The following is a 16,566-nucleotide window of genomic DNA, read 5'->3' as shown; positions in this document are numbered from 1 at the left end:
CCTGAGGCTTACAGATCAGGCGCGGGATGGCTGCTTTCGTGCATCCGCGCCTCGATCAACTGGCGGTCGGGCTCGCTGATGCCAACCAGTTGGGCGATGCGCCACATCACGTCCACTTCGACCTCGCTGACCGTTCCATCGGCATAAACGATCTCCTGCATGAGAAGGATGAAATCGAGGCGGGCCTGATAATCGAGATGACGCTTGAGGACCGATGTGAAATTGGTGAGGCTGACTGCCTCCTGATCCGCTTCCTGTGCGGCCTTGATCAATTGCTTGAGCGTATCGCCCTTGAGGCCGTATTTCTGGGCGAGCAGGGTGGAAAGCAGTGCGCGTTCGCTCTCTCGTGTTTCCCCGTCTGCGGCCATGACATGAAACAGCAGCGCCGCCGCAGCGAGCCTTGGATCGGCATCGGAAAATTTCTCGCCCCGTTCACGCAGGCCGCTGCCCGGCAAATCCTTGATAAAGTCCAACAAACGCTCGAACATTCACCCTCGCCAGTCCGTCCACGCAGCCTGTAGCGGTCTCGATTTTGACGGAAACACCGAACCGCTCTAACCATTCGTTCTTACGCATTATCCTGACGCAAAACCGTTTCACGCTTTTGCGGGAAATGCTCTAAAGACCGGCAATAATGCGGGTCATTGTTTAGAAATGCTGAAACTAGCCGGATGATTGCATCGCACAAGACAGCAAAGCGTCTTCGCCGCCTTTTACAGCGCAAGACATGGCAACCGTTGTTTTTAAGCAACGTTTTATGCCTGGGCAGGCCTGGATAAGTTGTGCAATTTCAGAACAGCCGCAAGCCGCTCTGCGCCTTCTGGGGAACCTCGTCTTCCTCAATGCCCGGATCGTCCACGACTATATGCGCGGGTTGCGGCTGGTCCTCGCCGTTCTTTTCGGGAAGGGCTGCGTCGATACGGACTGGCTCGGCGGCGGGAACAACCACTTCCGCTTCGGCTATATCCGGTTTGGCTTGTGGCGCCGCGACAGCAACCGGAACGACAGGCTTGTTTTCCGGCTCCGCTTCCATGAGTTGCGGCTTTTCCACCTCGATCACCGGTGCAAGCTGTTCGACCGGTACTTTCCATTCGAAACTGTTTAGCCTGCCTGTGACCGGAGAGACAGGCGACCATTGCTCGGACACATAGCCGTCGGCGGTCCATGCCGGATCGCGCGGAGCTTTGACCGCCTGCGCCAGCCATTGCCGCACCTTGCCCTGATCCCCCGTTTCGGCTTCCTCAATGTCGGCCAGCAGCAGATAGGCGCTTTCACGCGGGGCGCCACGCAAGACCTGTTCGGCATTGTCGCGCGCCAGAGAATATTCGCCCGCCTCATAGGCCGCGCGTGCCAGTGCGAGGCTGCCTTCCGCATTGTTGGAGCGCAGCGAGACCAGATGGCGCGCGCGCTTCAAACGATCCTGCACCGTATCGCCGGAACGGGCATAGATATAGGCGGAGGCAATATCGGGATGCGGCGAGCGCTTCCATGCTGCCTCAAGGATTTTCGAGCCTTTGCGCACGTCGCCATCGGCAAAAAGCGCACGCGCGGCGACGACTGCGGCAGGTACGAGATCGGGCGCGATCTTGTTGGCTTCCAGTGCCATTGCTCTGGCATGAACGTGATCAGTATCGATGGTCGCCATCGCCTTGGCGGTGAGAAGGGCAGCACGTTCTTTCTTGACGACATCCTTGCTGTGTAGCAGCGCCTGCTTGCGCGCATCCACGAGCTTCAATGCGCCGTCCCAGTCACCTTCGGCGCAAAGCTGGCCCATGACGGCGGAAGATGCCCATTCAAGCTGCGGCGCAGTTTTCGCAGCTTCGGAAGCATAGTGACGGGCGGCTTCGCGTGCACCCACACGCTGCGCCTCTATATAGAGGCCGCGCAGGCCGAGAAGCCTGGTTTCCGGGTCTTCGATCATCGCCTCGAAGCCCTTGCGTGCATCGTCGGTGCGGCCTTCAAGCATGGCTGTCTGGGCTTGCAGAAGTTTTATCAGCGGCTCCTGATCGGAATTGAGAAGCTGGCCTGCCTGTTTGGTCATGCGGCGGGCAGCTTCCGCATCGCCCGCACCGGCTGCAATCAGGCCCGTCGAAAGCGATTGATAGCCACGGTCGCGCTTGCGAGCACGAAAATGACGGCGCAGCGTATAGGGCGACTGGATGATGCTTTTGACGAGCCACCACAGAATCAGAATTGCCGCCACAATCGCGACGACACCGGCGGCAGCGGTAATCAGCGGCACATTGTAATGATTGCCTGCAAAGGTGACGTCGAGTTCGCCGGGGCGGTCGGCCAGCCACGAGAAGCCAAAGCCCAGAGCCGCAATAATGACGAGATAGAATATGACACGCAGCATGGCGCCCCCTTAATTTCCGGTTGGAGCCATGGTGGCGGATGGAGCGTTTGTTGGAGACTTCGGTTCCAAACTGTCGGCTACGAGCCGCTGGATCAGCGCATCGGCATCGCGCCGCGCCTTCATCTGACCGGCAAACTCCTCCGAAACCGCCTTGGCATCGGCAGGAAGCAGTTCCCATTCGCCAATGGCGCGTCCCAGATCGCCCGCCTGAAGCGCCGCTTCCATGCGCGCTGTGGTCGGCCCGACCCCGGTTCCACTCACATCACCCGCGACCGGGCGCACGCTGACAAGGCCCCTGGCGCTTGCCTTGAGCTGATCCCAGATACCGGCATCCGCTGGCAATTTATTTTCGGTTCCGACGATGCGGTTAGCGACGGGGCCGAACCATGCATTGAGATCGGCCACAGTCGGCACGCCCTTGTCGGCAAAGGCGCTCAGGCCCGCAACTGAGCGGTCGTCAGGAGCAAGTGCTGCATAGGTGTCGAGTTCGGCCTTGAAAGAACCGCCGCGATCAATGGCGGTTCTGAGCGCATTGGCGGCAATCAGCGCCGAAGCGTCGGGCTGGCGTGCGGCTTCGCTCACCTTGTCCTGAAGCGAAACCAGCTTCTGCTCCAGCGACGAAATCGTGCCGCTATTGCCCGAAACACTGGCAGCGGCCTGATCGGCCTGATTCTTCGCGGCGCTCAATTGCGTTTCGAGCGCTTCCAGCCGCGCGGTCAGCGCCGCCGTATCGACCGGCGCGCCGCCCTCGGCAGCTTTCGGCAGCGCCTCGAATTGCTGCTGCAATTCCGACAGGGTTCCAGCGACAGCCTCTGCCTTGATTTCGGCGGCCTGCACATTCTTTTGCAGAGCGGCAAGTTCCGTCTTGCTGGCTTCATCCAGCGGTGCGGGGACGGGGTTGGTGCGCAGATCGGCAATCTGCTGTTCCATGCGTGTCAATTGGTCCGCCGCTACGTGCGCACCCGGCAAAGGAACGACATTGCCCCATTGCAGTGCGAACAGGCCACCAAGTGCAATCACGCCACCCGCGACGCCTGCCACAAGATGAGAAAGGCCTGACCCTGATTTCTGCACGGACTGCGGCGGTGTGCTCGCGGCGGCTTTTGCTGCTTCTCGTGCGGCTTCCGGCTTGACGCCCGCTGTAAAGGGCGGCTTTTCAGCTTTCGTCTGTGGCTTTTCGGTTGCATCGGGCGTTGGTGCGGCTTTAGGGCGGGGGGCGCCGACAGGCTCGGCGGCGGGGATTGCCTTCGATGCCGCCGCTTCGTCAACGCGCTTCACATCCGATGGATCAAGATTGATGGTCACGGGCTTACGGGCCGGTTTGGAATGTCGCGGAGTGCCGGATTTCGCCATAGGTCCTCTCGTAATCGCCGTTTACTGTTCTGAATCTTATCAGATAAAATCGCCAGTTGAAGGAAGGTTGCGCGTAAAAGAGTCAAAGTTTGGAAAACAAACGAAAAACACCTTCTTCATCGGGGTGGTCCGCCACCAGCGCCTGCCTTCGCCATTGCGGCGGCAATTTCTCGGCGACGCGGCTGGAAATGCATAAAAACCGCGTCTGCGCATTGAAGGGCGGCTCGATCAGGCGCATGGCTTCAACAAAGGCTTTTGCCGCCAGACCAGAATAAAGCAGAACCGCGACAAATGGCCCTTTGCCTGCGATGGTGCGGATTTCATCGGTCGAATGGTCGATAGGCTGCGCGTCGTAGACATCGCGTACCGTCATATTGAGGCCCACTTCCGCGATGCGCTCTTCGAAGATCGGCTGGCGGACCCGCCCGGCGAGATAAAGCACCTTCGCGCCTTCGGGCAGGGAGCGGGCCATGGTCGAGGCAAGGCGCACGGCATCGCCGCCGCCCTCGATCACCTGTGCAAATCCCGCCTTGCAGGCGGCGCGCGCCGTGCCTTCGCCGACGGCAAAAAGCGGCAGTGCCGTGAAGGGCACAAGCCTTTGCGGCGCGATATGGCGAAAGGCATTGGCGCTGGTTATGGCGAGCGCATCGAAAGCTGTATCAGGCATGTCGAATTCGAGCGCCATGGTGCGGCTGACGGGAAAAAGTACCGGCGAAAAACCTGCCTGAACAAGCCTCTGCGCCGTTTGCGCGCCCGCCGGCTCCGGCCTTGTCACCAGAACACGGCCCCCTGCTGCTGTTTCAAGCCGCGCCGCCAATGCCTAGTCCCAGCCATCAAAGAAGTGCGGTCCCGCCATGGCGCGAACGCGCTTTGCAGCACCCGCACCGAGCAGCGCCGCATCGTCGGCCGCGCCTTCTGCCGTGACCTCATGCGCTTCGGTACCATCCGGGGTCAGGATCATGCCGCGGAAGGAAATCCTGTCGCCATCAACGGTCGCAAGCGCCGCAATCGGTGTGCGGCAGGAGCCGTCGAGGCTTGCCAGAAATGCGCGCTCGCAGTTGAGTGCCACATGCGTATCGCGATGGGCTATGGGTTCGAGCAGCGCATCGATTCGTTCGTCGCCGATCCGACTTTCAATGCCGATTGCGCCCTGACCAGGTGCTGGCAAAAATATTTCAGGATCGAGAAGATCGGTTATCACCTCGGCGAGACCCAGTCGTATCAGCCCGGCACAGGCGAGGAAGGTACCATCCACTTCGCCCTCTTCGAGCTTGCGCAGGCGTGTATGAACATTGCCGCGAAACATCACCACTTGCAGGTCAGGGCGAAGACGCTTGATCATCGCCTGGCGCCGTAAAGATGAAGAGCCGATTACCGCACCCTGCGGCAGATCGAGAAAACGCTTTGATGTGCGGCCGATGAAGGCGTCGCGCGGGTCTTCGCGCTCAAGAAAAGTGGAAAGATGAAGGCCATCGGGCAGAACCGTTGGCATATCCTTGGTCGAATGCACGGCAATGTCGATGCGGCCATCCTTGAGCGCCGCTTCGATCTCTTCGGTAAACAGCCCCTTGCCGCCTACCTGCGCCAGCGGGCGGTCCTGAATGCGGTCGCCAGCGGTGGACATGGGCAGGATTTCGATGGCGTCTTCCGGCAGGCCATGTGCTTGCTGTAGACGGCGGCGTGTTTCATAAGCCTGAGCCAGAGCCAGCTTGCTGCCCCTTGTGCCGATCTTCAACGTGCCAATCTTCAAGGATGCTGTTTGCATATTGCGCCGTCCATGATACCGGGTTGCCAGAAATTATGTGACAGGCAGGGTCTATCCGCAAATGCGCATTCTTGGAATAGAGACAAGTTGCGACGAAACAGCCGCCGCAATTGTCGAACGCGACGATAAGGGCAAAGGCAGTATTCTGTCCAATGTCGTGCTCAGCCAGATTGCCGAACACGAACCTTATGGCGGCGTGGTGCCGGAAATCGCCGCTCGTGCTCATGTCGAAGTGCTCGACACGCTGGTCGAGCGTGCTCTGGGCGAAGCCGGCTTGAAGCTTGAGGAAGTCGATGCCATCGCTGCCACCGCAGGCCCCGGCCTGATCGGGGGGTTGATTGTCGGGCTGATGACCGCCAAGGCGTTGGCCATGGCCGCGAACAAGCCCTTTTATGCCATCAATCATCTTGAAGGCCATGCGCTGACCGCGCGGCTGACCGATGATCTTGAATTCCCCTATCTGCTGCTGCTGGTCTCGGGCGGCCATACGCAAATGGTGCTGGTGCGCGGCCTTGGGCGTTATGAACGTCTTGGCACCACGATTGACGACGCATTGGGTGAGGCTTTCGACAAGACCGCCAAGCTGCTCGGATTGCCTTATCCCGGCGGTCCTGCCGTAGAGCGCATGGCGCTGCAAGGCAATTCCAAGCGCTTTGCCCTGCCGCGTCCGCTCAAGGGCGAGGCACGCCTCGATTTTTCCTTTTCGGGCCTCAAGACCGCCGTGCGCCAGACGGCGAGCGAGCTTGCGCCGCTTTCCGATCAGGATGTGGCGGATATATGCGCCTCGTTTCAGGCCGCCGTTGCCGATACATTATCGGACCGCGTCAAGCGTTCGCTCGAACGTTTCAAACAGGAATTTCCCGATTGCGCGACACCCGCGTTGATCGTGGCGGGGGGCGTTGCAGCCAATAAGACGCTGCGCGCATCGCTTGAAGCCCTATGCGGCGGGCATGGCTTTAGCTTCATCGCCCCGCCGCTCGAACTGTGCACGGATAATGCCGCCATGATCGCATGGGCCGGCGCGGAACGCGCAGCAGGTACTGACCCCGATTCGCTTGCCATCGCGCCGCGCTCGCGTTGGCCGCTCGATGAAAAATCCGCTCCCATATTTGGCACTGGACGGCGTGGAGCAAAAGCATGAATGGCAAGAGTAAAATCGCCGTGCTGGGCGGCGGCGCGTGGGGAACCGCGCTTGCGGCCATGACGACCACGAGCGGTCATGAAACATGGCTTTACGCGCGTGACCGCGAAACAGTCCGCTCGTTGAATGAGCTGCATCGAAATCCGCATTATCTGGGCGATATCGAATTGCCCCAGGGCATTTGTGCCAGCGTCGATGCAAAAGCGGTTCTTGAGGGGGCTGATGCGGTTCTGACCGTGCTTCCGGCGCAGGCCATGCGCGACGGCTTGTCGGCGCTGGGCGCATTTATCCCGCAATCCGCGCCCGTAATCCTTTGTGCCAAGGGAATCGAACGCGACACCGGGCGGCTGATGTCGGAAGTCGTGGCAGAGGTTCTGCCTGATCACACAATCGCAGCCCTTTCCGGCCCGAGCTTTGCGAGTGATGTGGCACGCGGTCTGCCGACTGCCGTCACCATCGCCTGCGAGGATGCAGCCATTGCCGACCAGCTTGCGGTAACCTTTTCCGGCCCTGCCTTCCGCTGCTATTCCACCACCGATCTCAAGGGGGTTGAAATCGGCGGCGCGCTCAAAAACGTGCTGGCGATTGCCGCAGGTGCTGCCATCGGGCGGGGCTATGGCGCCAGCGCGCAGGCAGCACTTGTCACGCGCGGCTTTGCCGAATTGCGCCGCATCGCGCAGGCCATGGGCGCGCGGCCCGAAACCATCATGGGACTGTCGGGCTTAGGCGATCTGATGCTGACCTGCTCATCGGCGCAGTCGCGCAATTATTCCTATGGGCTTGCGCTCGGGCGCGGCGAAGACCTTGCCAACAGGCCATTGGCGGAAGGGGTGGCGACAGCCCCCATAGCAGCCGAGCTTTGTGCAAGACATGCGATTGCAGCGCCGATCATTGCAGCGGTAGCGGCATTGCTTGCCGGAAAAATCACAATCGACGAGGCCGTCACGGCCCTCATCAATCGACCACTCAAGAGCGAGGATTGACCATGCTTTTTGCTATTATGTGCAACGACAAGCCAGACCATTTGCAAGTGCGCCTCGACACGCGCCCGGCGCATCTCGATTATCTCAACGGTCTGGGCGAGACGCTGCAATTTGCAGGCCCCTTTCTTGACGAAGACGGCAAGCCCAATGGCAGTCTGGTGGTCGTGAAGGCCGCAGACAAGGCGCAGGCGGAAAAGATCGCCGCCAATGATCCTTATGCGCTGGCTGGCCTTTTCAGCGATGCCACCATCTGTCCATGGAACTGGTCCATCAACAATCCGGCGAACGCATAGGGCAGGGTCATGGCTTACTGGCTGTTCAAATCCGAACCGTTCAAATGGTCATGGGAAATGCAGAAGGCCCGTGGCGAAAAAGGCGAAGAGTGGGATGGCGTGCGTAATTATCAGGCACGCAACAATATGCGCGCCATGCAGCTGGGCGATCGCGGCTTCTTCTACCACTCCAATGTCGGACTGGAGGTGGTCGGCATCGTCGAAATCTGCAAGCTCGCGCATCCTGACAGCACCACCGACGATCCGCGCTGGGAATGCGTGGATATCAAGGCGGTCTGCGATATACCCAAACCCGTCACGCTGAAAGATGTGAAGGCCAATCCCAAGCTCGAGAACATGGCGCTGGTCACATCGATGCGCCTTTCCGTGCAGCCGGTGATGGAAGACGAGTGGATCGAGGTCTGCCGCATGGGCGGTCTGGACGCGAGCAAAATCTGATGTCCGTTTCGGCACCGGGCGGCGCGCGCGATTTTATTCTGGCCAATACCGGCCTGCAAGCGCCGCCGCATGTGCCGGAAATCCGCCTGCATCTGGCCGATGAAGCCCACAACCTCTGGCACAGGACCGAGGAAGAATTGGCGACCATCGGCCTGCCGCCGCCATTCTGGGCTTTTGCCTGGGCCGGCGGGCAAGGCGTGGCGCGTTATGCCCTCGATCATCCTCAAAGCGTGGCCGGTAAAAATGTGCTGGATTTTGCTTCCGGCTCCGGGCTGGTCGCCATCGCTGCCCTGAAAGCGGGGGCAAAAAGCGTTATCGCATCGGACATTGATCCTTTTGCGCTGGTCGCGATGCAGATCAATGCGCAGGAAAACAGTGTCGCGCTTTGCTCAGTGCCGGATGATCTCATTGGGCAGGATCACGGCTGGGACGTGGTGCTCGCGGGCGATGTCTTTTACGAAAAGCCGCTGGCTGACCGTCTGATCCCGTGGTTTTCAAAGCTTTGTGCACGCGGTGCATGCGTAATCGTCGGCGATCCGGGCCGCTCCTATCTGCCAAAGGAACGGCTTGCGCAACTGGCAGCCTATACGGTGCCGGTGACGCGCGAACTGGAAGATGCCGAGGTCAAGCGCACCACGGTCTGGGCTTTTACCGCATAACGCGGATCATCGTTCTACTGCTCAGATGCGGCAAGAGGCGAGCCATGTCGGCGCGCTTCAATGCAATGCAGCCTTCGGTGGGCGTATAGCCAGGCTTTGCGAGATGAAAGAAAATCGCGCTGCCGCAGCCGCGTTTGCGGGTTGCTATATTCCAGTCCATGACGATGCAGACATCGTAAAGATTGTCGTCGCGCCACATTTTTTCATGGCTGGCTGAAAAAGGCAGTGGCACCGGGCGGTTATAATTGGCGTCATGCGGCGCATCGCACCAGCCGTCGAGGCGGCGGACGGGCCTCAATGGCAGGCGTGAAGGGGGAAGGCTTCCCCGATCGCCGCGCCGGTAGCCATAGAGCAGGCGCATCGCGGCAAGTGGTGTCGCGCCATCGCCCTCGCGCTTGAAAGTGTTGATGCCTCCCTTGCCAAGTGCGCATTCGAGCACCAGATTGCCTGCGACAAGCAGGCCGCGTGTTTTATGGCCGGGCTTGGCCCGTACTTCGATAATTGCTATGCCGTGGCCCTGTCTTTTTCTGGCCAAATGCATTTTCGTACCCATATGTCTGCTTAGTGTCGGCAATGCCTGGAAGCCTTTCGGTTTTGGCGGCTTCAACTTGCCGCCATTAAATGTCATAAAACACCAAGAGCCATTTGAATCAAAGGGTAACGAGGACAGGCATGACAGGTCGTACAATACTCATTGTGGATGATGACGAAGATCTGCGCAGCATCCTCGTCGAGCAACTGGAGTTATGCGAAGAATTCCAGATTCTTCAGGAAGACAACGCCACCAAGGGCATCCAGACGGCCCGTAACGGCACTGTCGATCTGCTGATCATGGATGTCGGCCTGCCGGATATGGATGGCCGCGAAGCGGTAAAGCTGCTGCGCAAGGGCGGGTTCAAGCCGCCGATCATCATGCTGACGGGGCATGACACCGAATCGGATACTGTTCTCGGCCTCGAATCGGGTGCGAACGATTACGTCACCAAACCGTTCAAATTCGCGGTGCTGCTGGCGCGCATACGCGCGCAATTGCGCCAGCACGAGCAGAGCGAGGACGCGACCTTCACCGTCGGGCCCTATACGTTCAAGCCGGGACAGAAGCTGCTGCTGGACGAGAGCGGCGGCAAGATTCGCCTGACCGAAAAGGAATCGGCGATCATCAAGTATCTCTATCGCGCCGGCGACAAAGTTATCGGCCGCGATATATTGCTTGAAGAGGTGTGGGGCTATAATTCCGGCGTCACCACCCATACGCTGGAAACCCATGTCTATCGTCTACGCCAGAAAATCGAGAAAGATCCGTCCAATGCGACACTTCTGGTTACAGAAAGCGGGGGATATAAGCTTGTCCCCTGATGGACTGCGCCTGATGCAGGTATATTGACACGTTATGGCGCTTGATGACGATATCCGCATTCTTGGTCTGGTTGGACTGTTCGAGTCTTTCACACCCGAACAGCTAAGGCTGCTCGCTTTCGGCGCAGAGCGCCTTGTCTTGCGTGCGGGCCGCGAGCTGTTCCGCGAAGGCCAGAGCGCCGATTGCGGCTATATCGTCGTTTCGGGCAACATCACGCTGTTTCATGAAACGGATGCGGGGCGGGTTGCGATCCGCTCGGTCGGCCCCGGCGCGATGCTGGGCGAAATGGCGCTGATTGCGCAGACCACGCGGCTGATCAGCGCCGTGGCCGAAGGGGAAACCGAAGTCATCCGTATCAGCCGCGCCATTTTCCGGCGGATTCTGGAAGAATACCCCGAAGCCGCCGCGTCGCTGCACGCACATATCAGCAAAAACCTGCTGCAATTGATCAGCGATATAGAACGGGTCGCACCGCGCCTCGGAAAAGACGACTGACTTTAACCGGCCCGTCGAGCGGATTTCACGCTTTGACGATGCGCTTTTTCCAGTAGCGGATCTGGCGGCGCACTTCCTGCGGAGACGTGCCACCGAAGGATTGGCGGCTCTTCACTGATTTTTCCACTGTGAGATAGCCGAAAACTGCATCGGTGATGCCTGGATGGATCGATTGCAATTCTTCGAGCGAAAGCTTTGCCAGATCGACCTTCCTGCTTTCGGCCAAAGCCACGGCGCGGCCGGTCACATGATGGGCTTCGCGGAACGGCAGGCCCAGTTCGCGCACCAGCCAGTCGGCGAGGTCCGTTGCGGTCGAATAGCCAGAACCTGCTGCCTTCTTCATCGAAGCGACATTGACGGTCAGGTCACGCACCATGCCGCTCATGGCCGCGATGGCGAGTTCCAGATTTTCGGCGGCGTCGAAGACCTGCTCCTTGTCTTCCTGCATATCCTTGGAATAGGCCAGCGGCAGGCCCTTCATGATGGTCAGAAGGGCAACGAGCGAGCCGTTGATGCGGCCTGTCTTGGCGCGAACCAGTTCGGCGGCATCGGGGTTTTTCTTCTGCGGCATGATTGAGGAGCCGGTCGAGAATGCATCCGAAAGGCGCACGAAGTTGAATTGCGGCGTTGACCAGATGACGATTTCTTCGGCAAGGCGCGACAGATGGCCGGCGCAGATTGCAGCCAGCGACAGGAATTCCAGCGCATAGTCACGATCGGAAACGCTATCGAGCGAGTTGCGGGTCGGTTCGCGGAAGCCGAGTGCCTCCGCAGTCATGTGACGGTCGATGGGAAAGCCAGTGCCTGCGAGCGCTGCGGCACCCAAGGGCGATTCGTCCATGCGGGTGATGGCGTCGCGTACACGGGACAGGTCGCGACCGAACATTTCCACATAGGCCATGCAGTGATGGCCGAAAGTGACGGGCTGTGCCGTCTGAAGATGGGTGAAGCCGGGCATGACGGTGGCCGCATGTTCCTCGGCGCGCTCAAGGAAGGCTTCGATCAGGTTTTTCAGAGCGACGGCGGTCTTTTGCATTTCCTGCTTGACCCAGAGGCGGAAATCGACAGCCACCTGATCGTTGCGCGAGCGCGCGGTATGCAGGCGTCCGGCGGATGCGCCGATCAGTTCGGCGAGGCGCGATTCGATATTCATGTGAATATCTTCGAGCTTGCGCGAAAACACGAATTTGCCGTCCTCGATTTCCTTGGCGATGGTTTTCAGCCCGGCTTCGATCTGCGCATGATCCTGTGCCGCAATAATGCCGGTCTTTGCCAGCATGGCTGCATGGGCGAGCGAGCCTTCAATATCCTGCGCATAGAGCTTGCGGTCGAAGCCGATCGATGCATTGATCTCTTCCATGATCGCATCGGGCCCTGAGGCAAAACGGCCGCCCCACATCTGGTTGCTTGATTTTTGTTCGCTCATGCTCATATGCCCCGGACGAAGGTTTGACGAAACATCGGAAAGAAGAGATGGCAGAAGACAACGAAAAAGCGAAATCCGAACCTCGGAAGCAATCAGGAAATCGCAGGATCGTCCTTCTTGCCGCCCTTGCCGGTGTCATTGCCGGTATCGGGGCGGTATACGTGATGGAACGGCCTTCTGGCAATGCAGTTAGCAGCAATGTTTCGACACAAAATGATGCAGCTTCTGCGCAATGTGCGTTGAAGGCGGATTCGCTTAAAGCTCTCGATGCAGCCGCTATCGGTGATGTTGCGGCCATGCGAGCGGCGGAAAATCCCATTTCGGTCGCCAATATCGCCTTTACCGGCCCTGACGGCAAACAGATGACGCTGGGCGATTACAAGGGCAAGACGCTGCTTGTGAACCTGTGGGCGACATGGTGCGCACCCTGCCGCGAGGAAATGCCTGCGCTCGACACGTTGCAGAAAAAAAGAGGCGGTGATGATTTCGACGTGGTAGCGATCAATATCGATACCGGTTCAGACGACAAGCCGAAAAATTTCCTTAATGAAATCGGCGTTAAAAATCTGACGCTCAACCGCGATGCGACCATGGCAAGCTTCAACGAATTAAAGCGCAAGAACTTGGCTTTTGGCCTGCCGGTGACGCTTCTGGTCGATAAGGACGGTTGCCAGATCGCGGCTATGAATGGCCCCGCGCACTGGGATGGGCCGGATGCGATTCAGTTGATCGATGCCGCCAAGGCGCTTTGATCAGGCGGGCTTGAAACCGGCGCGTTTGAGACGGACAATCGCTAGATCGAGCGCCGAAAGAAAAGCTGAGCGGTCACGCGGCGAGAAGGGCGCAGGACCGCCGGTCACTTCACCGGCGGAGCGCAGCGAATCCATCAGATTGCGGGTGGCCAGCGTGTTGCCGATGGTGCTTTGTGTGTGAACGCGACCATTGGGGGCTATCACCGATGCCCCCATTTCCAGCGAACGGCTGGCGAGCGGTATGTCGGCAGTGATGACGATTGCACCGGGATGCGCGTTCTCGGCAATCCAGTCGTCGGCGGCGTCGAGTCCATCGGAGACGATGACGCGTTCCACCCGTTCTGCATCTCGGGGAATGGCGATGAAGCTGTTCGCTACGAGAATAACGGGGAGCCTGTGCCGCTCCGCGACGCGGTAGATTTCCGCTTTCACAGGGCAGGCGTCGGCATCGACAAGAATGCGGATTGCGTCGTTTCTGGTGTCCATTCCTTTCCTTAGGAGGTAGAGGCACATTTGGCAAATTGATCGCAGCAATCAGATTTATGCGATAGGCGTTCGGCGCAAAGCGGTATATGGCGGGCCAAAATCACGAAGGTAATATAATGGCCGCCCGCTTTTTCCCGATCATGTTCGTTCTACTCTGGGCCACCGGTTTCATCGGGGCCGGGCTTTCCATGCCTTATGCGGAACCGTTCACCTTCATGGCAGTCCGGTTTTTCATCGCGGCGGCGATCATGGCGGTCTGGGCGCTGGCAAGCCGCAGCGTTTGGCTGAAAGGGCAGGTGCTCATCCATGCGGCAATTGCCGGTTGCCTTATTCACGGTGTTTATCTTTCCGCGTTGTTCTGGGCTGTACATCATGGCCTTCCGGCGGGCATGTCCGGTCTCGTTGCGGGGTTGCAGCCGATGCTGACCACGTTGATCGCGGCTCTGCTTCTTGGCGAGCGGGCAAGCAGAGGTCAGTGGCTCGGGCTGATCGTCGGATTCATCGGCGTGACAATGGTGGTATGGCCGAAATTTTCCGCGGGCAGCGGGGTCGATCCTGCAAACCTTGCCGCCGCATTCGTGGCTGTGCTCGCCATCAGTACCGGTACGGTCTGGCAGAAGCGGTTCGGCATGGCAGGTGACCTGAAAACCGGGACGGCAGTTCAATATATCGCCGCAGCCTTGCTGACCGCCATCTGTGCATTCGCGTTTGAAACGCGGGTGATGGTCTGGTCGCCGCAGCTCATTATCGCGCTGGTCTGGCTGACGCTGGCTATCTCCATTGGGGCGATTCTCGCGCTCCTCGTGATGATTCGTGAAGGCGCAATGTCGAAGGTAGCGTCGCTGTTCTATCTCGTGCCGGGAACGGCGGCGATCATGGCCTATCTTATTTTCGGCGAGACGCTGGGGCCTATCCAGATCGCTGGCATGGTGGTGACGACGCTCGGCGTGGCACTGACTACTTTGCGGCGATAAGATCGGGTTGCTGTTCGCGCTTGCGGAAATTCATGATCGCGGCGTTGATTTCAGCGCCAATGATGAAGATTGCCGAGATCATGTACAGGAAGACGATCGCCACCATGATCGAGGCGAGGCCCGCATAGGTGGTGACATAATTGGCGAATGTTTCGAGATATTTGGCAAAGGCGGTTGCAGCCGCCAGCCATGCAAGAAGTGTAAGTCCGATGCCGGGGAGAATGTCGCTTAGGCGACGGCGTCCCGCCGGCAGCCAGATATGCACGATGAAGAGCGCCAGCACCAGAACGCCGACTGCTACCGAATAGCGCCAGAAGGCGATGGTACCGGTGAAGGGCGCTATATCGGGAAACCATTGTTCGGCAATACGCACGGCCAGCGGAGCCAGAACCAGCAGAAAGCTGATCGCCATAAGGCTTAGCGTGCCGATCAGCACGAAGCCGAGGCTTTGCAGGCGGCAGAAGATGATCGAGCGCTGGTCCGTGACGCGGTAGGCGCGGTTGAGTGCAACGCGCAGGGCTTCCACGCCGTTGGAGGCGAAATAGGCGGCAGCGATCACGCTGAGGGTCAAAAGTCCGCTGCGCTGAACGGTCAGCACGTTCTTCACCTCATTGGCGATGGGCGCTGCAATATTCGACGGCCACATGTCGAAAATGACATGGACTGCCGTGTCGGCGAATTCTTTAGTGCCGAGAAAGCTCGCCAGCGTGGTCGCGAAAATGAGAAAGGGAAACAGAGCCATCAGACCCGACAAGGCGATATGGCTGGCAAAGGCCCAGCCGTCGTCGGTGCTGAAATGTCCCCATACGTCGACGGTTATCTGCCGGAGAAAACGCCTGATTTTTCGCATCCGCAGATGTGTCCCCTTCGATTGACGATGCCGATGTTTCAAGGCCTTAAATCTAGCATCGGTTCACGGATTGCAAGGGCAGTGCCGTTTTAAAGGGGGACCGAATCAAGCACTGTGCGCGAAACGTGGTGGTAAGGAACAGACGGAATGGCTTTCGAACGCGCAGGGCGCAGCATTCTCATCACCGGATGTTCATCCGGGATTGGGGCATATTGCGCACAGGCGCTTCACAGACAAGGCTGGCAGGTTTTCGCCACGGCCCGCAAAAGCGAAGACATAGCGGCACTGCAAGCCCGAGGATTGAGCGCGCATTATCTCGATTATACCGAGCCAGCGTCCATCGAGACTCTGGTGGAAGACGTTCTGCGCCAGACAAGTGGCAAACTCGACGCACTTTTCAACAATGGCGCCTACGCCCAACCCGGCGCCGTTGAGGATTTGCCGGTGGAGGCGCTTCGCGCGCAGTTCGAGGCCAATTTCTTTGGCTGGCACGATCTGACACGCCGTATTGTCCCGGTTATGCGGGCGCAGGGGCATGGGCGGATCGTGCACTGCTCGTCAATTTTGGGTCTGGTGCCGATGAAATGGCGGGGAGCCTACGTGGCGTCGAAATTTGCCATTGAAGGTTTGATGCTGGCGCAACGTATGGAGCTTGAAGGTTCAGGCATTGATGTGTCGCTGATCGAGCCGGGGCCAATTGCTTCGCGTTTCACTTACAATGCCGCCATGCATGCGCAAGCCGTCATAGACATGGAAGCTTCTGTGCATCGCGAGCTTTATCAGCGGCAGATGGAAAAGTTGAAAACTGGCGGCACAAAATCCAAGAACAAGCTTGGACCGGAGGCCGTCTATGATGTACTGCTTCACGCATTGGAGGCGCCGCGCCCGCGTCCGCATTACGCGGTTACGAGACCGGCGAAACTCGGTATTCTGGCACGACGCTTGATGCCTGCGCGCTGGCTCTACCGGATGCTGTCCGAACAGTCATGATTGGCAGTAACAACGGGCGGCAGGTCATGGGAAGGAAATAGGATGGACTTTCTGTTCAAAGGCGCAGCCATGGTTGCCATGCTGGCTGTCGCCATCGTGCTAATAATCGGCCTGCGCAATATGATGCGCGGCGGCGACGCCAATTTTTCCAACAAGATGATGCAATTGCGCGTGTTCCTGCAATTCATCGCGGTGCTGTTGATCGTGGGCGCGATTTATTATGCTCGCCAGACCAGCGGACAATAAAC

20 protein-coding genes are annotated in these 16,566 nt (G+C 59.0%); 11 read left to right on the top strand and 9 right to left on the bottom strand.

The annotated features are described in order from the left end of the window. Positions 1 to 8 precede the first annotated feature (8 nt). The 5 genes from KUG47_RS00270 to hemC form a co-directional block, all read right to left on the bottom strand. The gene (locus KUG47_RS00270; protein ID WP_217675961.1) at positions 9 to 488 is read right to left on the bottom strand and encodes a tellurite resistance TerB family protein; all 480 of its coding nucleotides are present in this window, start codon (positions 486 to 488) and stop codon (positions 9 to 11) included. Between the two features lie 302 nt (positions 489 to 790). Continuing rightward, on the bottom strand, positions 791 to 2,356 hold the full coding sequence (locus KUG47_RS00265) for a heme biosynthesis protein HemY (protein WP_217675960.1): 1,566 nt from the start codon (positions 2,354 to 2,356) through the stop codon (positions 791 to 793). A 9-nt stretch (positions 2,357 to 2,365) separates the two neighbouring features. Beyond that, a complete protein-coding gene (locus tag KUG47_RS00260; protein WP_217675959.1) occupies positions 2,366 to 3,709 on the bottom strand; it encodes a COG4223 family protein in 1,344 nt (447 codons plus the stop codon). An 82-nt stretch (positions 3,710 to 3,791) separates the two neighbouring features. Beyond that, the gene (locus KUG47_RS00255) at positions 3,792 to 4,526 is read right to left on the bottom strand and encodes a uroporphyrinogen-III synthase (protein WP_217675958.1); all 735 of its coding nucleotides are present in this window, start codon (positions 4,524 to 4,526) and stop codon (positions 3,792 to 3,794) included. Between the two features lie 3 nt (positions 4,527 to 4,529). Further along, a complete protein-coding gene (gene hemC / locus KUG47_RS00250; RefSeq protein ID WP_217675957.1) occupies positions 4,530 to 5,474 on the bottom strand; it encodes a hydroxymethylbilane synthase in 945 nt (314 codons plus the stop codon). A gap of 61 nt (positions 5,475 to 5,535) precedes the next feature. Here hemC and tsaD point away from each other — a divergent pair, with 61 nt between their 5' ends. From tsaD to KUG47_RS00225, 5 genes are read left to right on the top strand one after another with little or no spacing between them, the layout of a single operon-like run. Beyond that, on the top strand, positions 5,536 to 6,615 hold the full coding sequence (gene tsaD, locus KUG47_RS00245) for a tRNA (adenosine(37)-N6)-threonylcarbamoyltransferase complex transferase subunit TsaD (RefSeq protein ID WP_217675956.1): 1,080 nt from the start codon (positions 5,536 to 5,538) through the stop codon (positions 6,613 to 6,615). Continuing rightward, positions 6,612 to 7,598: an NAD(P)H-dependent glycerol-3-phosphate dehydrogenase gene (locus tag KUG47_RS00240; protein WP_217675955.1), complete on the top strand. Its 987-nt coding sequence runs from the start codon at positions 6,612 to 6,614 to the stop codon at positions 7,596 to 7,598. The genes tsaD and KUG47_RS00240 overlap by 4 nt, the downstream gene beginning before the upstream one ends. Positions 7,599 to 7,600: 2 nt before the next feature. Continuing rightward, the gene (locus tag KUG47_RS00235; RefSeq protein WP_217675954.1) at positions 7,601 to 7,891 is read left to right on the top strand and encodes a YciI-like protein; all 291 of its coding nucleotides are present in this window, start codon (positions 7,601 to 7,603) and stop codon (positions 7,889 to 7,891) included. A 9-nt stretch (positions 7,892 to 7,900) separates the two neighbouring features. After that, a complete protein-coding gene (locus tag KUG47_RS00230; RefSeq protein WP_217675953.1) occupies positions 7,901 to 8,329 on the top strand; it encodes an EVE domain-containing protein in 429 nt (142 codons plus the stop codon). Then, on the top strand, positions 8,329 to 8,988 hold the full coding sequence (locus tag KUG47_RS00225) for a class I SAM-dependent methyltransferase (RefSeq protein ID WP_217675952.1): 660 nt from the start codon (positions 8,329 to 8,331) through the stop codon (positions 8,986 to 8,988). The genes KUG47_RS00230 and KUG47_RS00225 overlap by 1 nt, the downstream gene beginning before the upstream one ends. Here the strand turns inward: KUG47_RS00225 and KUG47_RS00220 are convergent. Beyond that, positions 8,978 to 9,529 (bottom strand): L,D-transpeptidase family protein, encoded by a 552-nt coding sequence (locus KUG47_RS00220; RefSeq protein WP_217675951.1) that lies wholly within the window; start codon positions 9,527 to 9,529, stop codon positions 8,978 to 8,980. The genes KUG47_RS00225 and KUG47_RS00220 overlap by 11 nt on opposite strands. Before the next feature lie 131 nt (positions 9,530 to 9,660). Between KUG47_RS00220 and optR the strand changes: the two genes are divergently transcribed. Together optR and KUG47_RS00210 are read left to right on the top strand one after the other, a co-directional pair. Then, on the top strand, positions 9,661 to 10,344 hold the full coding sequence (optR, locus tag KUG47_RS00215; protein WP_217675950.1) for a response regulator OptR: 684 nt from the start codon (positions 9,661 to 9,663) through the stop codon (positions 10,342 to 10,344). A gap of 34 nt (positions 10,345 to 10,378) precedes the next feature. Next, on the top strand, positions 10,379 to 10,840 hold the full coding sequence (locus KUG47_RS00210) for a cyclic nucleotide-binding domain-containing protein (RefSeq protein ID WP_217675949.1): 462 nt from the start codon (positions 10,379 to 10,381) through the stop codon (positions 10,838 to 10,840). Positions 10,841 to 10,865: 25 nt separating this feature from the next. Here KUG47_RS00210 and argH read toward each other — a convergent pair whose 3' ends face one another. Beyond that, positions 10,866 to 12,266 carry an argininosuccinate lyase gene (gene argH, locus KUG47_RS00205; RefSeq protein ID WP_217675948.1) on the bottom strand — a complete coding sequence of 467 codons (1,401 nt, stop codon included), beginning with the start codon at positions 12,264 to 12,266 and terminating at the stop codon, positions 10,866 to 10,868. A 47-nt stretch (positions 12,267 to 12,313) separates the two neighbouring features. Between argH and tlpA the strand changes: the two genes are divergently transcribed. Beyond that, positions 12,314 to 13,018: a thiol:disulfide interchange protein TlpA gene (gene tlpA / locus KUG47_RS00200; protein ID WP_217675947.1), complete on the top strand. Its 705-nt coding sequence runs from the start codon at positions 12,314 to 12,316 to the stop codon at positions 13,016 to 13,018. Here tlpA and KUG47_RS00195 read toward each other — a convergent pair whose 3' ends face one another. Further along, on the bottom strand, positions 13,019 to 13,504 hold the full coding sequence (locus KUG47_RS00195; RefSeq protein WP_217675946.1) for a YaiI/YqxD family protein: 486 nt from the start codon (positions 13,502 to 13,504) through the stop codon (positions 13,019 to 13,021). Positions 13,505 to 13,620: 116 nt separating this feature from the next. Between KUG47_RS00195 and KUG47_RS00190 the strand changes: the two genes are divergently transcribed. Beyond that, on the top strand, positions 13,621 to 14,478 hold the full coding sequence (locus tag KUG47_RS00190) for a DMT family transporter (protein ID WP_217675945.1): 858 nt from the start codon (positions 13,621 to 13,623) through the stop codon (positions 14,476 to 14,478). Here the strand turns inward: KUG47_RS00190 and KUG47_RS00185 are convergent. Further along, entirely contained in the window at positions 14,462 to 15,328 is an 867-nt protein-coding gene (locus tag KUG47_RS00185) for a YihY/virulence factor BrkB family protein (RefSeq protein WP_185916900.1), read from the bottom strand. The genes KUG47_RS00190 and KUG47_RS00185 overlap by 17 nt on opposite strands. Before the next feature lie 147 nt (positions 15,329 to 15,475). Here KUG47_RS00185 and KUG47_RS00180 point away from each other — a divergent pair, with 147 nt between their 5' ends. Next, positions 15,476 to 16,318, top strand: a complete 843-nt coding sequence (locus tag KUG47_RS00180) for an SDR family oxidoreductase (RefSeq protein WP_217675944.1) — start codon at positions 15,476 to 15,478, stop codon at positions 16,316 to 16,318. Positions 16,319 to 16,360: 42 nt separating this feature from the next. Beyond that, positions 16,361 to 16,564 (top strand): twin transmembrane helix small protein, encoded by a 204-nt coding sequence (locus KUG47_RS00175; protein ID WP_185916898.1) that lies wholly within the window; start codon positions 16,361 to 16,363, stop codon positions 16,562 to 16,564. The last annotated feature ends 2 nt before the right edge of the window (positions 16,565 to 16,566 follow it).

Source organism: Falsochrobactrum tianjinense (assembly GCF_019100495.1).
Taxonomy (GTDB): domain Bacteria; phylum Pseudomonadota; class Alphaproteobacteria; order Rhizobiales; family Rhizobiaceae; genus Brucella; species Brucella tianjinense.
The sequence above is the reverse complement of the archived record's forward strand: the minus strand, read 5'-3'. Positions and strand labels throughout refer to the sequence as shown.